Source organism: Rhodobacter capsulatus, from assembly GCF_052363175.1.
Lineage (GTDB): Bacteria > Pseudomonadota > Alphaproteobacteria > Rhodobacterales > Rhodobacteraceae > Rhodobacter > Rhodobacter capsulatus_D.
In genome coordinates this window covers 2,371,825-2,390,412 of sequence record NZ_CP198946.1, presented here as the reverse complement: position 1 = coordinate 2,390,412, position 18,588 = coordinate 2,371,825, and the positions used below count along the sequence as shown (strand labels likewise).

Here is an 18,588-nt window from a genome sequence, read left to right as displayed (position 1 = left end):
GCGGGTTACACGGTCGGAAGGGGCGCCTTCCGCGTCGCGTTACCCGGCATGCACAAGCGATGCGAAAAGTTTCGGATCGAGGCTCGCGCTGGCGAAAGTGGGGCCTTCCGTCAGCACGGCCACCGCATCGTGGCTGTGCAGGCTTTCCTGATGGCTGGCGATGACGCGGAAATCCGCCACCCGCGGCTCGGCCATGAGCCCGGCCGCAAACGAGCGCACCGCATCTTCGACGAAGATCGGATTGGCCGCGTTCAGCTCGGCAAAGGCCTGTTCGTCTTCGCGCTTGACCATGACCTGCGTTTCGGTTGGCACGTTGTCGCGGGCGATCTCGATCAGGTCTTCGAACCAGAGCGTTTTGCCCGGCTCGACCACCACCGAAATCCGCGCCACCGAGCGTTGCGAATGCGGCGTCGCCAGCCGCCCACGGCGGATGCGGGCGTCTTCGCTCAGTTCGAGCGAGCAGGGGCAGGTCGAGGAATAGACGTAATCGAGATGCACGATCTTGGTGCGCACCCCGGCCTGTTCGACCAGCTCCAGCGCGATATCGTAATATTGCCAGCCGCGCAGACCCGAGCGCAGGCTGTCCACCTGCAGCGGCAGCGAGAACCGCATCATCAGCCGCGCGTCGAAGCTTTCCAGATGGTCGATATAGTCATCCAGCGCCGCCGCCATCACCTCGAAGGAAAATTCGCTTTCCGAATGGGCATAGAAGCTGCGCAGGATGCGCGACATGTTGATGCCCTTCTTCTCGGCTTCAAGGCTCACCGTGCCGGAGACCGAGGTTTCAAGCGTGACATCGCCACCATCGCGCAGCTTGTAGCGGATTGGCAGGCGGAAATTCGAGATGCCGACATGTTCGATGCGGGTCTTGGCGCCGCGGATCAGCGAAGCCGGACCGTTCTGCAGATCGGGCATCGCGGCCTTGTAGGCGTCATCGGGGCGGAACTCGGCGTCATAGACGCGGGCGAGCTCGGGGTAGGGGGTCGGGGCCGGGGTGAAGAGCCGGGCAATGGCCGGGTCCAGTCCCGCCACCTCGGCGGGATGTGCCTGCGCCACGAAAGCCCGCAGAACTTCAAGCGCGGCCTTGGCTTCTGCCGTATCGGGCGTGTCGATGCGTCCGTGGATATTCATGGCGTCTCCCTTTCGCCTGTCGCGCAAGTTTCGATATGGGAGTGAGACGTCGAAAGTCCAACCAAAGTTGCACAAGAAACGACGAAAGAGCTCAGGAAATCGTCGGAACTGCAATTTGTGCCGGGGTGGGACACGAAAAAGGGGAAACGTGTTCCGTTTCCCCGCTTCCGAGTTGTTCGTCATTTCAAGGCTTTGCACCGGGAGGGCTCTCAGCCCGCCTCGCCGCATTCGCCCAAAGCGACTTCCAGCGCCGACTGGATATCCTCGATCAGATCGGCGGTATCCTCGATGCCGAAGGAAATCCGCACCAGCCCGGGGGTGATGCCGATCGTCGCCCGGTCTTCGTCGGTCAGGTTCTTGTGCGTCGTCGTGGCCGGATGCGTCGCGATCGACTTCGCATCGCCAAGGTTGTTCGAGATCGACACCACATCCAGCGCATCAAGGAAGCGGAAGGCCACCTCCTTGCCGCCCTCGAAATCGAGGCCCAGCATCGTGCCGCCCGCGCCCATCTGCGCCATGGCGAGCGCGTGCTGCGGATGGCTCGGCAGGCCCGGATAGATCACCCGGCTCACATGCGGATGACCGTCGATCGCTTCGGCCACGGCCTTGGCGGAGGCCGCCTGCGCGCGCACCCGCAGATCGAGCGTCTGCAGACCGTTCAGAAGCAGCCACGCATGGAACGGGCTCATCGCGCCGCCGGTGTGCTTGACATAGGTTTCCAGTGGACCGCGGATGAATTCTTTCGTGCCGCAGACGACGCCGCCCAGCACGCGCCCGCCGCCGTCGATGTGTTTCGTCGCCGAATAGACGACGACATCGGCGCCCAGATCGACCGCGCGCGAAAAGATCGGGCTGGCGAAGGCATTGTCCACGACGACGATGGCGCCGACCGCATGGGCGATTTCGGAGACGCCCTTGATGTCGATCACCTCAAGCCCCGGGTTCGAGACGCTTTCGAAGAAGCAGATCTTCGTGTTGGCCTTCACCGCCGCGCGCCAGTTTTCCAGATCGGCACCGTCGATCAGCGTCACCTCGACGCCGAACCCGGCCAGCACCTTCAGCACATGCAGGCACGACCCGAACATCTGCCGCGCCGCGACGACATGATCGCCCGCCTTGAGGATACAGGTCAGCGCCCCGTTGATCGCCGCCATGCCCGAGGCGCAGGCAAAGGCATCCTCGGTGCCCTCGATCGCGGCCATCCGGTCTTCGAACATCCGCGTCGTCGGGTTACCGTAGCGGGCATAGATGAATTCATCCTCGCCCGCCTCGATGAAGCGCGCTTCGGCGGCGCTCGCCGAGGGATAGATGAAGCCCTGCGTCAGGAACAGCGCCTCGGCCATTTCGCCGAACTGGCTGCGCCGGATGCCCTCGTGGACCAGTTTCGTGCGTGTGCGCCACTCGCTCATCTTCGTCTCCCCAGAGATCGCGCGGAATTTCTTCGGATAAGCCGCTGTTTGGCATGGGTCAAGGCCGGGGTCCGTTCAAACCTTTAAGAGAATCACATGCGCCCCAAAAATGACGGGCGCAACAGACCCGAGGAGGTGCCCAATGAAAGTCGTATCCATCGTAGGCCCATCGCAGGCCGGCAAGACCACGCTTGCCGAGGCGCTGGCCACGCTCGAAGGGGCCAAACCGCGCAAACATGTGCTTTTCGGCGAGACCGCCGTGACGCGCTTCGCTTTCATGGGGGAAGACTGGGCGCTTCTGGACGCGCCCGGTGGGGCCGACCATCTGCCGCAGCTTGGCCCGATGCTTGCCGCGTCGGATGCCGTTGTTTTGTGCGTTCCCGCCGAGGCCGATGCCGCGGTGCTGTGTGCGCCCTATCTGCGGCTGGTCGAGGCCGCGAACCTGCCGACCTTCATCTTCATCAACAAGATCGACATCGCGCAGGATCGCACCAGTGAAATCGTGGCGGCGTTGCAGAATTTCTGCCCGCATGGAATCGTGCTGCGGCAGATCCCGATCCGCAAGGATGGCCATGTGATCGGCGCGGTCGATCTGATTTCCGAACGCGCCTGGGAATATCACGACCATGCGCGGTCTTCGCTGATGGAGCTGCCCGCCGAGATTCGCGACCGCGAGGCCGAGGCCCGGGCGGAACTGCTCGAACATCTGGCCGATTTCGACGAGACGCTCTTGACCGAACTGATCGAGGATCAGGCGCCGATGACCGACGAGGTCTATGAGGTCTCGACCAAGGTCTTGCAACATCACGATCTTCTGCCCGCGCTTCTGGGCTCGGCGAGCCACGGCAACGGCATGATGCGGCTTATGAAGAGCCTGCGTCACGAAGTGCCGGGCGTGGCCGAGACGAAGGAACGCATCGGCGCGCTGGCCGTGGGCGCCTTGGCCGATACCGTCAAGCACCTTGGCAAGACCGTGCTGGTCCGCGCGCTCGCCGATGGCGTGGCACCCGGCGCGAAGCTCTGCGGGGCGCCTGTGGGCTCGATCGTCGATGTCGATGGCAAGACCCAGCTGAGCGCGCTGAAGGCGGGGGACATCGGGCTGACCGTGAAAACCGATCACCTGAGCCTGACCGGGCCGCTTTACACCGCCGAAGGCATCGTGCCGAACCCCGACTGGATGGCGGCGCATCAGGCGAACCACCGGCTCATCCTCGAGCCCGAGAACGAGCGCGACGAAACCCGTCTGGCGGCGGCGCTGCCGAAACTGCTCGAAATCGATCCCGGCCTGACGCTTGGCACCGATCCGGCGAGCGGCAAGACCGTGCTTGGCACGCAGGGCCCGCTGCATCTGCGCCGAACGCTGGAAAAACTTGACGCCGATTTCGGCATCAAGGTCGGCACGGCGCCGCTGACGGCGGCTTTGTGCGAAACCATCACCGGCTCGGCGCAAAAACAATACCGTCACCGCAAGCAATCGGGCGGGGCGGGGCAGTTTGCCGATGTGGTGATCGAAGTGAGCCCCCTGGGCCGGGGCGAGGGCTTCCGCTTCACCGAGACGGTGAAGGGCGGGGCCGTGCCGCGCAACTACATCCCCTCGGTCGAGGCGGGCGCGCGCGAGGCGCTGACGGCGGGGCCGAAGGGCCATCCGGTGGTCGATATCGCGGTGAACCTCTCGGACGGCAAGCACCATGCGGTCGACAGCTCCGACCATGCCTTCCGCACGGCGGGCAAGATGGCGCTGCGCGAGGCGATGGCGGAAATCGGCTCGGTGGTGTTGCAGCCGGTGTCGAAAGTGGTGATCTCGGTGCCGTCGACCTATGCGGGCGGGCTGTCGCCGCTCGTCTCCGGTCTCAAGGGGCAGGTGCTGGGCTTCGAAGCCGATCCGGCCGCGAAAGGCTGGGATCTGTTCGAGGCGCTGATGCCCGCGTCGTCGCTCTCCGAGCTGTTCCAGTCGCTCGGCGGCGCCACCCGCGGCACGGCCAGCTTTGTCGCGACGCTCGATCACTACGAAGAGCAGTATTGAGCGTCTGATCGAAACGACAAAGGGCGGTCCCACGGGACCGCCCTTTTGGATTCCGGGGCCTTGCACTCAGCGGCTGATGGATCGCTGGGTGTCCGCGCCGATCACCACGATCTTCGTCACCTCGGCCAGCAGGACGTTGTCGATGAAGGCCGCAGCGGTCACGTCGCGCGATTGCGGGGTGCTGACGCGGCTCGCGGCCGGGCTTTGCGGGTCGGGCCAGGCGACGACGAAACGATAGGTCATCACGCCGTTGACGGGCTTGCCGTCATTCTCTGCCAGAAGCTTCGCCCCCCACCAGCCCTGCGTCGGCGTCTGGCCGGTCGCGGCGACGATGGCGCCGCCCTGCGTCTGTTTCACCTCCAGCGCGGTCACATGAGCGATCAGCTCGCGCGGGTCTTCCTTGACGTCCGGATAACCGTCCTTCGGCGCGAGCGTCATCACCTGTTCATGCTTGAACCAGTTCCACGGGTTCAGCTTCGATTTGCCGAAGCCGCAGCCCGACAGCGCCAGAGCCAGCGCAAGCGAAAGGGCCACGGGGGCAGGGCGGGCACGCAGGAACATGAGGCACCTCGGGAGGCTTGGGTCGGTCTTTGCCTTTGGGTAGCCGATCCGGCCCGGTTTGAAAAGCGGCGTTTGGCCCGGCGCTTGCGCGGGCCGCCGCGCGCCTCTTGCCGCGCCGCCGCATGAAGGCTACGCAAGGGAAAACGCAGGAGTTTCCCATGGCCAGCCCCGCTTTCGAAGAAATTGCCGAAACCTTCGACTTCCTTGAAGATTGGGAGGAGCGCTACCGCCATGTGATCGAACTGGGCAAGGCGCTGCCGCCGCTGGACGAGGCGCTGAAAGTGCCTGCGACCAAGGTCGAGGGCTGCGCCTCGCAGGTCTGGCTGATGCCGCGCATCGCGGGCACCGGGCCCCGCGCTGTCTTCGATTTCGAAGGCGCCTCGGATGCGATGATCGTGCAGGGGCTGATCGCGCTTCTGCACGCGCTTTATGCGGGGCTTTCGGTGACCGAGGTGGGTGCGGTCGATGCGAAAGCCGAGATGGGGCGTCTCGGTCTGAACGAGCACCTGAGCCAACAGCGCTCGAACGGTCTGACCGCGATGGTCGAGCGCATCCGCAAGCTGGCCGCCGAGGCCGCCGCCGCCTGACCCTGCACCTTTGCACAGATCCTGCGCGGGCTTCCCCCCTTTGCGCAAAGCCGTGACTTTGCTACGGTTTCGCGAAAGGAGCATGACATGGCACAGACGGCGGCAAAAAGATCACATCGCCCGGTCGTGGGGATCATCGGCAACCGCGGGCTGATCAATGATCGCTACCCGATCCACGAGGGCGGGCAGATGAATTCCTGTGCCGTGGCCAATGTCGCGGGGTGTCTGCCGCTGCTCATTCCGGCCGATCCGACGATGGTCTCGGTCGAGGAGCTGATGCAGGTCTGCGACGGATTTTTGCTGACTGGCGGTCGGCCCAATATCCATCCGTCGGAATATGGCCATCCGGAGACCGAGAAGCACGGGTTTTTCGACCGTGCCCGCGATGCGATCACGCTGCCCTTGGTGCGGGCCTGTGTGGCGGCGGGGCAGCCGTTTCTGGGCATCTGCCGCGGCTTTCAGGAGGTGAACGTGGCGATGGGGGGCACGCTGCACCCCGAGATCCGCGAATTGCCCGGCCGGATGAACCATCGGATGCCGCCCGAGGGCAGTCTGGAGGAGCTGTTCGCGCTGCGCCACAAGGTCGTTTTGACCTCGGGCGGGCGGTTTGCCAGTCTCTTCGGCACCGAAGACGTGCTGACCAACACCCTGCACGGGCAGGGAATTTCCGAACCGGGGCCGCGCATCGTGATCGAGGGCCGGGCCGAGGATGGCACGCCCGAGGCGATCTATGTGAAGGATGCGCCGGGCTTCACGCTGGCGGTGCAGTGGCATCCCGAATGGAATGCGCAGAACGACCCGGTGTCGCGACCGCTTTTTACCGCCTTTGGCGATGCGGTGCGCCAGTTTGCCGCCGCGCGCGGGTGACGCGCGGCGCGAAGGGCGTATTTGGGCCAAGAAAAAGCCGAGGCTAGGTCAGGTATTTCGACGCTTCCTTGCGGGCGAAGGTCTTGAGAGTCGCGCCGTGCGAGGCCAACCAATCCGCGACGGCCTGCGCGTCGTGTTTCGAAAGTTCGCGCAGCCACCACGCGATCGCCTTCTGAATGAACCAGTCGCGGTCGGGCGCAAGACGGACGCACCAGCCCAGAATGCGGGCGCGGGCGGCCTGTTCGGCGGCATCGGGGTGGTTCGATTTCGTGAAGGGCAACGTCATGACGAGCGTCGCGCGGCGGGTCCACATGTTTTCGGCGTCAAGCCAGGTCTCGATCTCGTCGAGCCGTTCGGGCGCGCCCGCAAGCCGCCGTCCGCCCGCGTTGCAGGCATGATCGGCAATCGCCCAGGCATCGAAGCCGGGCACCCACCCTGCAATCGTGCGCCAGACCGCGTCATCGGGCCGGATGCGCGCCTGCGTCAGCAGTTTCGCCGCCGCAACCTTCGCTTCGTGAATGTCGCTCTGCCAGAGCCCGTCGGCCAGCGCGATGCGTTCCTCAAGCGTCGCCTGCGCCCGCCAGAGCCGCGCCATATCCTCGATCAGCGGCACGGTCACGCCCAGGTAGCGCCGTTCTACCTTGTGGTAAGCGGCGGCGCCCGCAGCCTTTTCCGCGTCGCCACAGGCTTCGAGTGCGGTGATCGCCTCGGCCAGAGTGGGGGGCGGGCCGAGGTCGTCGCCCTCGGCCTCTTCCTCATATTGCGTATAGGCCGCATCCGAGGCGGCATAGGCGGCGGCCTCTGCGGCCAAAGCCACTTCTTCTTCAGTGAGCGGCCGGTCTTCGGCGACGATCACCTTGCTGCCGCGCTTTCGTGCCATCACTCCACCGTCACGGATTTTGCGAGGTTGCGCGGCTGGTCGACATCCGTCCCCTTGGCGATCGCGGTGTGATAGGCGAGCAGTTGCGCGGGCAGGGCGTAAAGGATCGGCGCGAAGGGCTCGGCCACTTCGGGCAGGCGCAGGCTGGCCCAGGTGCCCTCGGCCGCGGTGGCGATGCCGTTGCCGTCGGTGATCAGAAGCACCTTGCCATGCCGGGCCATCACCTCCTGCATGTTCGACACCGTCTTGTCGAAAAGCCGGTCATGCGGGGCGAGAACGATCACCGGAACCATCCGGTCGATGAGTGCAATGGGCCCGTGCTTGAGTTCGCCTGAGGCATAGCCCTCGGCATGGATATAGCTGATTTCCTTGAGTTTCAGTGCCCCTTCCAGCGCCAGCGGATACATCGGGCCGCGGCCCAGGAACAGGATGTCCTGCGCCTCGGCCAGCTGCCCCGCCAGCTTTGCGATGTCGTCCGAAGTGGAGAGCGCCGCATTCATCAGCCCCGGCAGTGCGCGCAGCGTGTCCAGATGGCCCTGCAGCTGATCGGGGCTCAGATGGCCGCGGTCGATCCCCGCCTTCAGCGCCATCACCGCCAGCGCCAGAAGCTGACAGGTGAAGGCCTTGGTCGAGGCAACGCCGACTTCCACCCCGGCGAGGATCGGCAGCGCCAGATCGGCCTCGCGCGCGATCGAGGAGGTGGGCACGTTCACCACGGCGACGGTTTTTCGAACCTTTTCCGTGCAGTAACGCAAAGCGGCGAGGGTGTCGGCCGTCTCGCCCGATTGGCTGACGAAAATCGCATAGCTGTTTTGCGGCAGCGGCGGCTCGCGGTAGCGGAATTCCGAGGCGACGTCGATTTCGCAGGGCAGGCCCGCCAGTTGCTCGAACCAGTATTTCGCCACCGAACAGGCGTAAAAAGCGGTGCCGCAAGCAACAAGCGTCAGCCGCTCCAGCCCCGAAAAGTCGAGTTCGGCGGGCAGGTTGACGCCCTCGGGCGTGAGATAATGGCGCAGCGCATCGCCCAGAACCACCGGCTGTTCGGCGATTTCCTTGGCCATGAAATGCTTGTAGCCCGCCTTTTCGACGCGGGTCGAAGACAGGTCGATCCGGGTTTCCTCGCGGTTCGCCCGCCGCCCCTCGGCGTCGAAGATCTCGGCCCCGGCGCGGGTGACGAAGGCGTAATCGCCCTCGGCCAGATAGGTGATGCGGTCGGTGAGCGGCGAAAGCGCGATCGCATCCGAACCGACGAACATCTCGCCATCCCCATGCCCGATGGCAAGCGGCGAGCCTTTGCGGGCGGCGATCATCAGATCGTTCTCGCCTTCGAACAGCCACAGCAGCGCAAAGGCACCTTCGAGCTTTTTCAGCGTCGCCACCGCAGCCTCGCGGGGCGTCAGGCCGCGGTCGATGAACATCCGCGTCAGCAGCGCGACGGTCTCGGTGTCGGTCTGGGTCTCGGGCAAGATCCCGGCCTCGGCCAGTTCGGCGCGCAGCTCGCGGAAATTCTCGATGATGCCGTTATGCACCACCGCCACCGGACCCGAGCGATGCGGATGGGCATTGCCCGTCGTGGCCGCCCCATGCGTCGCCCAGCGGGTGTGACCGATGCCCGCCTTGCCCGCGAGCGGCTCATGCACGAGCAGATCCGACAGGTTCACCAGCTTGCCGACAGCCCGACGACGATCGAGCCGACCGTCGTTCACCGTGGCGATGCCGGCGCTGTCATAGCCCCGGTATTCCAGCCGTTTCAGGCTTTCCACAAGCAGTGGCGCCACTTCGTGAAAGCCAAGAACGCCAATGATTCCACACATTTACGCGCCTTTCTTCTGCGCGGCCTTTTTGGAGCGCAGCATCTCGAAGAGTTTCGTCGCCAGCCCCGGCTTGTTCACCTGCTTGGCCCGCCCCAGCGCGACGGCGCCCGGCGGCACATCCTCGGTGATCGTCGAGCCCGAGCCCGTCAGCGCGCCATCGCCCACCGTGACCGGCGCCACCAGCATTGTATCAGATCCGATGAAGGCATTCGCGCCGATCGTCGTGCGGTGCTTGAACACGCCGTCATAATTGCAGGTCACGGTGCCCGCGCCAATGTTGGTGAATTCGCCCACGTCGGCATCGCCCAGATAGGTCAGATGCCCGGCCTTGACGCCCTCGCCCAGGATCGAATTCTTCACCTCGACGAAGTTGCCGATATGCACGTCTTCTGCCAGCTCCGCCCCGCCGCGCAGCCGCGCAAACGGGCCGACCGTGGCCCCGCGCGAGATGTGGCAGTCTTCGAGATGACAGAAGGCCTCGATCGTCGCGCCGCTTTCGATCGTCACGCCGGGGCCGAAGACGACATTCGGACCCAGCACGACATCGCGGCCGATGCAGGTGTTGAGCGCGAAATAGACCGTCGACGGGTCCACCATTGTCACGCCATTTTCCAGCGCCTCGGCGCGGGCGCGGGCCTGAAAGGCGGCCTCGGCGGCGGCGAGTTCCGCGCGGGTATTGATCCCCAGCGTCTCGGCCTCGGCGCAGCGCACCACCTCGGCCACGTAGCCCTTGGCACGGGCCCCGGCGACGATGTCGGTCAGGTAATATTCCCCCGCCGCATTGTCGTTCTTCAGTTCGCGCACGAGCATTGCCAGAAGCGTTGCATCGCAGCAGATCACCCCGGAATTGCAAAGGGTTATCGCGCGTTCTTCTTCGGATGCGTCCTTGAATTCGACGATCCGGTCCAGCCGGTCGCCGTTGCTGATCAGCCGCCCGTAGCGACCCGGATCGGCCGCCTCGAAGCCCAGCACGACGACGTCGGCAGTGCTGTCGACCAGCCGTTCCAGCGTCTCGGGCGAGATGAAGGGGGTGTCGCCGTAAAGAACGACGATCTTGCCTTCGAACATCGGGATCTGCAACAGCGCCTGCGCCACCGCATGACCGGTGCCAAGCTGCTGTTCTTGCAGGGCGATCTCTGCTTCGGGCTCGATCTTGCGCACGGCCTTTTCCACCAGATCGGCGCCATGGCCGACAACGACCACCACCCGTTCGGGATCAAGCCTTTGCCCCGCCGCCAGCGCATGCGCCACAAGCGGCGCGCCGCCCAGTCGATGCAGCACCTTCGGCAGGTCGGAATTCATGCGGGTGCCTTGGCCTGCGGCCAGGACAATAAGGGCAATGGCCATGAGGACGCCTTTCCTTCTGCTCTCGCCTGTTTTACCGATACCATATCTCGCTGCAAGGGGGCGGGGATCACGCAATCTTTCGCGGGCGAAACAGTATCTTTCGGGGGCGCAACAATGGGCACGGTGGTTTTCGATCTGGACGGCACGCTGGCCGATACCTCGGCCGATCTGATCGCGGCGGCGAATGCCTGTTTCGTTTCGCGGGGCTTGGGCGAAGTGCTTGATCCGGTGGCGGATGCGCTGACAGCCTTTCATGGCGGCAAGGCGATGCTGGCGCTGGGTCATGCGCGGCTTGGCACGCCCGATGCCGCGCCGATCGTCGCCGAGGATTACTTCCGCCTGCTTCTGCATTACGGCGAGAATATCTGCGTGCATACAAGGCTTTATCCCGGTGCGGCGGGGGGCGGTGGCGGCGCTGCGCGCGGCCGGCTATCGCACCGCGATCTGCACCAACAAACCCGAGGCGCTGGCGGTGCAACTGCTGGATGCGCTGGGGATCGCGTCCCTTTTTCGATGCGCTCGTCGGGGCCGACACGCTGCCCACCCGCAAGCCCGATCCCGCGCCTTACCATGCGGCGGTGACGCGCGCGGGCGGCACGGTGGTGCGATCGCTGCTGGTCGGCGACACCGCGACCGACCGCGAGACTGCCCGTGCCGTCGGCGTGCCCTGCCTTCTGGTCGCCTTCGGTCCCGAGGGCCGCGCGATCGAACGCCTTGCCCCCGAGGCGATGCTCGACAGCTTCGCCGATCTGAGCCTGCGCGTGGCGCAATTCCTGCCGCGCCATGGCTGAGACCGTTCTGCACCCGCGCCGCGCGACGATCTTCATCCTGATTGTCGTCTTCTTCGACATGGCCGGGCTCGGGTTGATCCTGCCGGTCTTGCCGAAGCTGATCGAAGAGGTGGGCGGGCTGCAGCTGCAGGATGCGGCGCAGGTGGGGGGCTGGCTTTATGCGGTCTATTCGCTGGCGCTTTTTCTGACGGCGCCGCTTCTGGGCGCGCTCTCCGACCGCTTCGGACGGCGGCCGCTTCTGCTTTTGTCGCTGGCCGGGCTGTGCATCGATTATGTCTTGTGTGCCTTGGCGCCCTCGCTTTTGTGGCTTTTCCTCGCGCGGATCGTGGCGGGGATCTGCGGGGCGACACAGGGCATCGCGAATGCCTATGTCGCCGATTTCACCGCGCCCGAGGACCGCGCCCGGGCTTTTGGCTGGCTCGGTGCGGCGCTGGGGCTTGGCTTCGTGCTCGGCCCGGCCTTGGGGGGGCTTCTGGGCGCCTTTGGTCCGCGGGTGCCGTTCTGGGCCGCCGCCGGGCTGGCGGCGCTCAATTTGCTTTGGGGGCTCAGGGCCTTGCCGGAAACGCTTGCGCCCGAGAACCGCCGTGCCGTGATCTGGCGCGAGGCGAATCCGTTCGGCATCCTGACGGTCTTTCGCCGCCACAAGGGGGTGCTGCCGCTGGTGGCGATCTACGCGCTCTATTTCTTTGCCTCGGCGGTCTATCCGGCGGTCTGGTCCTATTGGGGGATCGCGAAATTCGGCTGGTCCGAACTCACGATCGGAGTCTCGCTGGCCGCTTTCGGCATCGTCTGGGCGCTGTTTCAGGGGCTTCTGACCGGCCCGGTGGTCAAGCGGCTTGGCGAGCGGCGGGCGGCGCTTCTGGGCCTCGCCATCGCCTGTCTGGCGGCGGCGGGCTACGGGCTGGTGCCCGGCATCGTCGGCGTCGTGGTGCTGTTGATCTTCCACGGCCCCGAGGGCTTCGCGCAACCGGCGCTGACCGCGATGATGTCGGCGCGCGTGCCCGAGACCGAACAGGGCGCGTTGCAGGGCGGGCTTGGCGCGGTGACCAATCTGATGATGCTGGCGGGGGCGCTGTTCTTTGCGCAGGTCTTCGGGTATTTCCTTTCGGATGCGGCCCCGGTGCAAAGCCCCGACGCCGCCTATTTCGTCGCGGCGGTGCTTCTGGCGGTGCCCTTCGCGATGCTGATGCGCAGGACAGAGACATGACGGACGAGGTCTTTACCGGCAATTTCACCCAGCAGGAACCGATCGACGAGGCGGCGATTGCGGCCGCCGTCGCGGTGCTGCGCTCGGGGCGGCTGCACCGATACAACGTGGCTGCGGGCGAGATCGGCGAAACCGCCGCGCTCGAGGTCGAATTTGCCGCCTTCTCCGGGGCGAAATATTGCCTCGCCGTCGCCTCGGGCGGCTATGCGATGGGCTGCGCGCTGCGCGCGGCCGGGGTCGGGCCGGGGGATCGGGTGCTGACGAATGCCTTCACGCTGGCGCCGGTGCCCGGGGCGATTGCCGCACTTGGCGCCGAGCCGGTCTTCGTCGAGGTCACCGAAGATCTGGTGATCGACCTTGAAGACCTTGAGACGAAAGCGAAAACCGCAGGTGCGCGGGTGTTGCTCTTGTCGCATATGCGCGGCCATATCTGCGACATGGACCGGCTGATGGAGATCGCCACGGCCGCCGGGCTTCTGGTGATCGAGGATTGCGCTCATACGATGGGGGCCAGCTGGCGCAGCGTGGCCTCGGGGCGGCATGGGGCGGTGGGCTGCTATTCGACGCAGACCTACAAGCACATGAATTCGGGCGAGGGCGGGCTGATCATTTCGGATGATCCGGTCTTGATGGCGAAAATGATCCTGCTTTCAGGCTCTTACATGCTGTATTCCCGCCATGCCGCGGCGCCCGCGCCTGAGGTCTTCGAGGGCCTGAAATACGATACGCCGAATGTGTCGGGGCGGATGGACAACCTGCGCGCAGCGATCCTGCGGCCGCAGATCCCGACGTTGCCCGACCGGATTCGCCGCTGGAACGGGCTGTATCGGGCGCTGGAGGCGGGGCTTGTCGCGACGCCGGGGCTGCGGGTGATCGACAGACCCCAGGCCGAAGCCTTCGTCGGCTCGTCGTTCCAGTTTCTCCTGCCCGGTTGGGCCGGGGATCGGATCCTGTCCCTTGTCGCCTCCTGTGCCGCGCGGGGGGTGGAGCTGAAATGGTTTGGGGCTGCCGAGCCCGTGGCCTTCACCTCGCGGCATCAAAGCTGGCGTTACGTCGCTGCGCAGGCCTTGCCGCGCACGGATGCGGTGCTGGCGGGTCTGCTTGATCTGCGTCTGCCGCTGACTTTTTCCGAGGTCGATGCGGCGCGGATTGCCCGGATCATCGATGCCGAAGTGCGCCGCGTTCAGCCCTGAGCCCCGCCGCCGTCCTGAAAATCGAAGGGCTCACCCAAAGCCGCGGGCGACCATGTTGTGGATGCCGCTGAACCGATCAGGAGTGATGGGCGGTGAGATCAGGGCGTCGTCGCGCGGGTCTCGGACAGTCTGGCGCGGGTCTCTGCCCAGATCGGGCCGAGCGAGTCGAGCGCCGCCAGCGTGGCCGCTTCGGGTGCGTTACCCGGTTGGGCGCTGCGCAGGGCAAGCTCGACCGACTTGAGCCGGTGGTAGAGCCGTTCGGCCCCGAGCAACGCTGCAGAACCCGCAAATTTATGTGCCAGTGCCGCGGTTTCGGTGGGCGTTTCCTGCGCTGCCGCAGCCGTCAGCGCAGCCAGCATTGTCTCGCCTTCGGACAGGAAGCGCTGTGTTGTCTGGGCCATCATCTCCGCCCCGAGCGACAAAGCCAGTTCGTCGCGCGTGTCGGCGTCCAGCACCGGGTGTTCCGTTTCGGCTGCGGCGGTTCTGTCCGGCATGTGGCTGAGCGCGCGGTCGCGCAAGCGCGGGCAAAGGACCTCCGCCAGAACCTGATCCAGCAGCTTGCGCGTGATCGGTTTCGAGATTACCCGGCAGACCCCTGCCGCCTCCAGCCGTGCACGGGCTTCCGGCAGCACGTTCGCGGTGACCGCGATGAAGGGTGTCTCATGGTTCGGGCCGGTGCCCGAGCGGATCGCCTCGGTCGCGTCGACACCGTTCATCCGCGGCATGTTCAAGTCGATCAGCACCACGTCAAAGCGCCGCTCGGCGGCCTTTTCGATGGCCTCGATGCCATCGCGGGCTTCCTCGAAACGATGCCCGGCGCGGCGCAGCATTTCGCACATCACGACCCGGTTGATGTCATTGTCCTCGACCACCAGAACGTCGACCGAGACGGGCAGGCGGCTTGGCGTGCCGCCATCATCGCAGCACAGTTCCGTCGGGGCGGCCGTTCGGGCGGCGGCAGTGTTCGTCTGGGCGGCATGCGCCGGAGCGGCGGGCGCGGGGGGCGACATGCACAACACCACCGGCGCGGGCAGGCTGATCCAGAAGGCAGAGCCCTTACCGACGTCACTTTCGACCCCGATCTGGCCGCGCATCGCCCGCATCAGCCGACGCGCGATCGAAAGACCGAGACCCGATCCCGTCGCTTCGCGCGAGAGTTCGGGGTCAAGCGTGACGAAATCGTCGAAAATCCGCTCGGTCTCGCCCGCGGGAATGCCGATCCCGGTGTCGATGACGCGATATTCGAGCAGGCCTTGCTCGCGGTGATATTCCGCCTCAAGTGTGATCGAGCCGTCGCGGGTGAACTTGATCGCATTGCCGACAAGGTTCAGCAGCACCTGCCGGATCCGCATCGCATCGCCTTCGACGAAGTCGGGCAGCCTGCCCTCGGCTCGCGCTGTCAATGCGTTGCCGCGCGCAGCTGCGCCTGCGGCCTGCATCTGCACGATTTCGTCCAGCACTGACATCGGGGCAAAGGGCTCGCGCGTCAGCGACAGCTTGCCCGCATCGAGCCGCTCGACATCGAGCGTGTTGTTGACATGCGTCAGCAGGATTTCGCCCGCCTTCTGCATCGAGGCGACAAAGGCGGTCTGGCTTGCGTCGAGCGGGGTTTCGCGCAGCAGATCGAGCGTGCCAAGCAGCCCGTTCAGCGGCGTGCGCATCTCGTGGCTCATCACAGCGACGAATTCGGCCTGCGCCTGTTCGCCCGCCATCGCGGCGTCGCGCGCGTCGATCAGCTCTTTTTCGGCGGCGACGCGGTCGGTGATGTCGCGCATGTAGCCGACGAAAATCTCTTTCCGGCCGATGCGGGTGGCGGTGACCGAAATCTCGGCCGGGAAGACCGAGCCATCCTTGCGCCGTGCCTGCAGGCCGATCAGCCCATGCCCCGCGATCCGCGGCACGCCGCCGGTGCGGTAGCGTTTGAACCCCGCCACTTTCGCGGATTTCATGTTGTCGGGCACGATCAGGTCATTCAGATGCTGGCCCATCGCCTCGTCACGGCTGTAACCGAAGACCCGCTCGGCGGCGCCGTTGAATTCCAGCACCTTGCCGTCCTGATCGACGACGATCACCGCGTCGAAGGATGTGCCGATCACCGCCTCGAGCCGGGCCTTGGCGGCCGAGAGCGAGCCGGTCTGCCGCATGCCGAAGCGCCAGAGCGACCAGGTGATCACAAGACCCGCGGTGATTGCGGCCAGCAGCGCCGTCGTCAACGAGGCAAGCAGCATCAGCGAGGAAAACACCTGCTCGCGTTGTTGCTTCGCCTCTTCGGCGAATTTCCACACGCCTTCGAGCGAGACAGTGCGGACATCGCCCTCGATCGCCTCGGCGCTCTGGCGCAGCTCGGGCAGCGCGGGGCCAAGCACGGCGGGGCCGGCATCGACCACAGACGCGGTCTCGTGCAGGAAACTGTCGATGCGGCGCAGCTCTGTGCCCGCGACCTCGGGGGGTGACAATGGCCGTGAAGCCGCGACCTTCGAGGATCGTGTGCACCCGGCTGTAGAAGATGTCGAAGCTGCGGCTGAATTCCGCGATTGTCTCGGGCGCTTCGGGTCGGGCGCGCAGAAGCGCCCCGTCCATGTGGAAATACTCGACTTCAAGCTGGGCGAGCGTCCATTGCAGACTGTCGGAATTGGCAATCGCCAAGGTGTCGATTTCCGACTGCACCATCACGCCGTAGCGATAAAGCGCGCCCACCGCGCCAAGGAACAGCGCCACCATCCCCGCGATCAGGAACGGGTGCAGGCGCTGGCGCGGTTCGGACAACGAATGGGAACTGTCGGACATGAAACCGATGTGCGGTTGGGGGCAGATGACCCGGGTTACGGCAGCGCCTCGATCCGGTCGATCTGCCAGACGGACCGGGAATAGGCAATTTCGTTGCGGAATTCTGGCGCGGAATCATAGGGGTAGACCAGCCAGAGCGGGCCTTTGTTGCGGACTGTCATGGGCTTTCCGTCGCGCATGTCTGCCAGCAGTGCCCCGCCCGCCGTGATTTCGGAGACTGGGATCTGCACGGAGTAATCGTTGATCGCGGTGATCTTCAGCGTGCCATCGGTGATGCCGAGACGGTCCAGCAGGGTGCGCAGCTCGACACCCGAGAAGCTTTGCACCCCATGGGTCCAGATCGTCGTTGTCTCAAAGCTCGTGCGCGGCAGCGCGGCCAGCATTGCGGCATCAAAATTCGCAGCGCCCCCGGCATCGGTGACACCAAGTTTGCCGGTGACGGTCAGCAGCACAGGCCCTTTGGGCGTCTCAAGCGGTGCGGCGGAAACCGGGAGAGCAGACTCGGCCAGGGCGCGCGGCGCGTGAACGCCCACGCCCACGAGGGCGAGCAGGGAGAGGCTCAGGATCAGGGCGGCGGGCGCCGTCTTGGAAGTGCTACGCATGTCTTTCCCCCGTTGGACCATGCATGACCGCGGGATTGTCGCATAGCCCTTCGGTCAGGCTATGCTGAATTAAGTATATTGCCCTATCCGAATGGATAGGTTCATCCTCAGAAGCGGTAGGTCCGGTGTCGCTTAGGGCGATGCCCGTCGAAACGTCCTGCCGCGGTCTTGAAATAGCTCGCTTTCTTTAAGATTACCTTTCTGCATCCCCTGCGAGCGGGCCGCGGGCGGGATTTCCGGAGGTGAGGGTGAGACTTCTGATTGCCGATGACCACGATCTCGTACGCGATGCGATTGCGGCGCTGTTGCGCGCGGGCGGGTGCGAAGAGGTTGCCGTGGCCGGAACCCTGCCCGAGGCGCTGACCGCGGTTCAGGCGGCGGGCGGCTTCGATCTGGTGCTGCTCGATTACGACATGCCGGGCATGGACGGGATCGACGGCCTGATCGAGATGCGGCGGACCTTTCCGGCGCAGCCGGTGGCGATCATCTCGGGCGTTGCCCGCCCCTCGACGGCACGCGAGGCGCTCGAGGCCGGGGCGATCGGCTTCATTCCGAAGGCGATGCCTGCGCGCTCGATCATCGGGGCGGTGACGCTGATGGCCTCGGGCTCGGTCTTTGCGCCCTTCGATTTTCTCAAGCAGGAAGACCCGCCCAGCCAAGGCGGTCTTTCGGCCCGGGAAACCGAGGTCTTGCGCGGCATATGTGCCGGTCGGACGAACAAGGAAATCGCCCGCGACATGGATCTGCAAGAGGTCACGGTCAAGCTGCATGTGCGCACGCTGACGCGCAAGATCGGTGCGCGCAACCGCACCCATGCCGCGATGATCGCCCGCGAAAACGGCTGGTTCTGAGCGCCCAACTTGCAAAGGATTGTAAAGGCGGTGCCGAAGCACCGCCTTTCACCGCCGGGTCGAGTGGGACGGCGGCGTGCCGATCCGTCAATTTGGTCAGATGCGGACCGGCTTGTCAGATCACCTGCGCGCCGGAAACGGCACGACCTCTGCCGATCGGCCGTGCCCGGCCCGTTTGGAAAAGGGCGCAGCGCGGCGCGGCCGCAGTGGTGCGGGGGTGGCGGGGCGCGGAAAAACCACCGGTTCCATTCGCTCGATCGCCCGGGTGAGAGCGGCGGACACCTCGCCCAGCCCCTCGCTACGGCAATAATCGTTCATCTCGATCAGCACGGCATAGATCCACGCGTGCTGACTGGCGGTAGCGATTGGGCCCATGACGCTGCTCTCTGTCGTTATCCTTTAAAAATTCCTTAGCAATTCACCCGGGTCTTGGCCCGCGCGCGGAAGGCCATCGACGGCTATCGAAAGTGCGCAAACTATCCTTTCGTATAGTTGGTCCCGTGACGTGACGTTGCGGCACCTGCGCTTGACGGAATCG

Annotated in this window: 16 protein-coding genes and 1 pseudogene; 8 read left to right on the top strand and 9 right to left on the bottom strand. The window is 65.4% G+C overall.

The features are described from left to right. Positions 1-39: 39 nt before the first annotated feature. Both folE2 and metZ read right to left on the bottom strand, forming a co-directional pair. The gene (folE2, locus tag ACTTAI_RS12605; protein WP_444451896.1) at positions 40-1,131 is read right to left on the bottom strand and encodes a GTP cyclohydrolase FolE2; all 1,092 of its coding nucleotides are present in this window, start codon (positions 1,129-1,131) and stop codon (positions 40-42) included. Between the two features lie 209 nt (positions 1,132-1,340). Then, positions 1,341-2,540, bottom strand: a complete 1,200-nt coding sequence (gene metZ, locus ACTTAI_RS12600) for an O-succinylhomoserine sulfhydrylase (protein WP_444451895.1) — start codon at positions 2,538-2,540, stop codon at positions 1,341-1,343. Positions 2,541-2,682: 142 nt separating this feature from the next. Between metZ and ACTTAI_RS12595 the strand changes: the two genes are divergently transcribed. After that, entirely contained in the window at positions 2,683-4,563 is a 1,881-nt protein-coding gene (locus ACTTAI_RS12595) for an elongation factor G (RefSeq protein WP_444451894.1), read from the top strand. Positions 4,564-4,629: 66 nt separating this feature from the next. Here the strand turns inward: ACTTAI_RS12595 and ACTTAI_RS12590 are convergent, their stop codons facing one another. Then, on the bottom strand, positions 4,630-5,124 hold the full coding sequence (locus ACTTAI_RS12590; RefSeq protein WP_444451893.1) for a hypothetical protein: 495 nt from the start codon (positions 5,122-5,124) through the stop codon (positions 4,630-4,632). Between the two features lie 158 nt (positions 5,125-5,282). Between ACTTAI_RS12590 and ACTTAI_RS12585 the strand changes: the two genes are divergently transcribed. Continuing rightward, complete coding sequence (locus ACTTAI_RS12585; RefSeq protein ID WP_444451892.1) at positions 5,283-5,711, top strand: SufE family protein; 429 nt, start codon at positions 5,283-5,285, stop codon at positions 5,709-5,711. 87 nt (positions 5,712-5,798) lie between these two features. Then, positions 5,799-6,578: a gamma-glutamyl-gamma-aminobutyrate hydrolase family protein gene (locus ACTTAI_RS12580; RefSeq protein WP_444451891.1), complete on the top strand. Its 780-nt coding sequence runs from the start codon at positions 5,799-5,801 to the stop codon at positions 6,576-6,578. 43 nt (positions 6,579-6,621) lie between these two features. Here the strand turns inward: ACTTAI_RS12580 and ACTTAI_RS12575 are convergent, their stop codons facing one another. The 3 genes from ACTTAI_RS12575 to glmU are packed head-to-tail and all read right to left on the bottom strand — an operon-like array spanning position 6,622 to position 10,619. After that, the gene (locus tag ACTTAI_RS12575; protein WP_444451890.1) at positions 6,622-7,461 is read right to left on the bottom strand and encodes a DNA alkylation repair protein; all 840 of its coding nucleotides are present in this window, start codon (positions 7,459-7,461) and stop codon (positions 6,622-6,624) included. Continuing rightward, a complete protein-coding gene (gene glmS, locus ACTTAI_RS12570) occupies positions 7,458-9,272 on the bottom strand; it encodes a glutamine--fructose-6-phosphate transaminase (isomerizing) (protein ID WP_444451889.1) in 1,815 nt (604 codons plus the stop codon). Before glmS ends, ACTTAI_RS12575 begins: the two co-directional genes overlap by 4 nt. Continuing rightward, positions 9,273-10,619, bottom strand: coding sequence for a bifunctional UDP-N-acetylglucosamine diphosphorylase/glucosamine-1-phosphate N-acetyltransferase GlmU (gene glmU, locus ACTTAI_RS12565; RefSeq protein ID WP_444451888.1), 1,347 nt, complete (start codon positions 10,617-10,619; stop codon positions 9,273-9,275). A gap of 114 nt (positions 10,620-10,733) precedes the next feature. Between glmU and ACTTAI_RS12560 the strand changes: the two are divergent. From ACTTAI_RS12560 to ACTTAI_RS12550, 3 genes and pseudogenes are all read left to right on the top strand, one after another. Further along, positions 10,734-11,410, top strand: a pseudogene (locus ACTTAI_RS12560) (HAD-IA family hydrolase). Then, complete coding sequence (locus tag ACTTAI_RS12555) at positions 11,403-12,617, top strand: MFS transporter (protein WP_444451887.1); 1,215 nt, start codon at positions 11,403-11,405, stop codon at positions 12,615-12,617. The pseudogene ACTTAI_RS12560 and the gene ACTTAI_RS12555 overlap by 8 nt, the downstream one beginning before the upstream one ends. Next, positions 12,614-13,810 (top strand): DegT/DnrJ/EryC1/StrS family aminotransferase, encoded by a 1,197-nt coding sequence (locus tag ACTTAI_RS12550; RefSeq protein WP_444451886.1) that lies wholly within the window; start codon positions 12,614-12,616, stop codon positions 13,808-13,810. The genes ACTTAI_RS12555 and ACTTAI_RS12550 overlap by 4 nt, the downstream gene beginning before the upstream one ends. Positions 13,811-13,908: 98 nt before the next feature. On the opposite strand, the gene ACTTAI_RS12545 is transcribed toward ACTTAI_RS12550, so the two are convergent. After that, the gene (locus ACTTAI_RS12545; protein WP_444451885.1) at positions 13,909-16,197 is read right to left on the bottom strand and encodes an ATP-binding protein; all 2,289 of its coding nucleotides are present in this window, start codon (positions 16,195-16,197) and stop codon (positions 13,909-13,911) included. Between the two features lie 28 nt (positions 16,198-16,225). Between ACTTAI_RS12545 and ACTTAI_RS12540 the strand changes: the two genes are divergently transcribed. Next, a complete protein-coding gene (locus tag ACTTAI_RS12540) occupies positions 16,226-16,681 on the top strand; it encodes a hypothetical protein (RefSeq protein WP_444451884.1) in 456 nt (151 codons plus the stop codon). On the opposite strand, the gene ACTTAI_RS12535 is transcribed toward ACTTAI_RS12540, so the two are convergent. Next, positions 16,633-17,199: a molybdopterin-dependent oxidoreductase gene (locus ACTTAI_RS12535; RefSeq protein ID WP_444451883.1), complete on the bottom strand. Its 567-nt coding sequence runs from the start codon at positions 17,197-17,199 to the stop codon at positions 16,633-16,635. The two genes, ACTTAI_RS12540 and ACTTAI_RS12535, sit on opposite strands and share 49 nt — an antisense overlap. Before the next feature lie 242 nt (positions 17,200-17,441). Between ACTTAI_RS12535 and ACTTAI_RS12530 the strand changes: the two genes are divergently transcribed. Continuing rightward, positions 17,442-18,050 carry a response regulator gene (locus tag ACTTAI_RS12530; protein ID WP_444451882.1) on the top strand — a complete coding sequence of 203 codons (609 nt, stop codon included), beginning with the start codon at positions 17,442-17,444 and terminating at the stop codon, positions 18,048-18,050. Positions 18,051-18,170: 120 nt separating this feature from the next. On the opposite strand, the gene ACTTAI_RS12525 is transcribed toward ACTTAI_RS12530, so the two are convergent. Continuing rightward, a complete protein-coding gene (locus ACTTAI_RS12525; protein WP_444451881.1) occupies positions 18,171-18,425 on the bottom strand; it encodes a hypothetical protein in 255 nt (84 codons plus the stop codon). Positions 18,426-18,588: the final 163 nt, after the last annotated feature.

Excerpts from the sequence above, each read along its gene's own strand:
- ACTTAI_RS12585 (WP_444451892.1), top strand. The coding sequence starts at position 5,283 with ATGGCCAGCCCCGCTTTCGAAGAAATTGCCGAAACCTTCGACTTCCTT.
- folE2 (WP_444451896.1), bottom strand. The coding sequence starts at position 1,131 with ATGAATATCCACGGACGCATCGACACGCCCGATACGGCAGAAGCCAAG.
- ACTTAI_RS12555 (WP_444451887.1), top strand. The coding sequence starts at position 11,403 with ATGGCTGAGACCGTTCTGCACCCGCGCCGCGCGACGATCTTCATCCTG.
- ACTTAI_RS12540 (WP_444451884.1), top strand. The coding sequence starts at position 16,226 with ATGCGGCGCAGCTCTGTGCCCGCGACCTCGGGGGGTGACAATGGCCGT.
- ACTTAI_RS12525 (WP_444451881.1), bottom strand. The coding sequence starts at position 18,425 with ATGGGCCCAATCGCTACCGCCAGTCAGCACGCGTGGATCTATGCCGTG.
- ACTTAI_RS12590 (WP_444451893.1), bottom strand. The coding sequence starts at position 5,124 with ATGTTCCTGCGTGCCCGCCCTGCCCCCGTGGCCCTTTCGCTTGCGCTG.
- ACTTAI_RS12580 (WP_444451891.1), top strand. The coding sequence starts at position 5,799 with ATGGCACAGACGGCGGCAAAAAGATCACATCGCCCGGTCGTGGGGATC.
- glmU (WP_444451888.1), bottom strand. The coding sequence starts at position 10,619 with ATGGCCATTGCCCTTATTGTCCTGGCCGCAGGCCAAGGCACCCGCATG.
- metZ (WP_444451895.1), bottom strand. The coding sequence starts at position 2,540 with ATGAGCGAGTGGCGCACACGCACGAAACTGGTCCACGAGGGCATCCGG.
- glmS (WP_444451889.1), bottom strand. The coding sequence starts at position 9,272 with ATGTGTGGAATCATTGGCGTTCTTGGCTTTCACGAAGTGGCGCCACTG.
- ACTTAI_RS12535 (WP_444451883.1), bottom strand. The coding sequence starts at position 17,199 with ATGCGTAGCACTTCCAAGACGGCGCCCGCCGCCCTGATCCTGAGCCTC.
- ACTTAI_RS12550 (WP_444451886.1), top strand. The coding sequence starts at position 12,614 with ATGACGGACGAGGTCTTTACCGGCAATTTCACCCAGCAGGAACCGATC.
- ACTTAI_RS12595 (WP_444451894.1), top strand. The coding sequence starts at position 2,683 with ATGAAAGTCGTATCCATCGTAGGCCCATCGCAGGCCGGCAAGACCACG.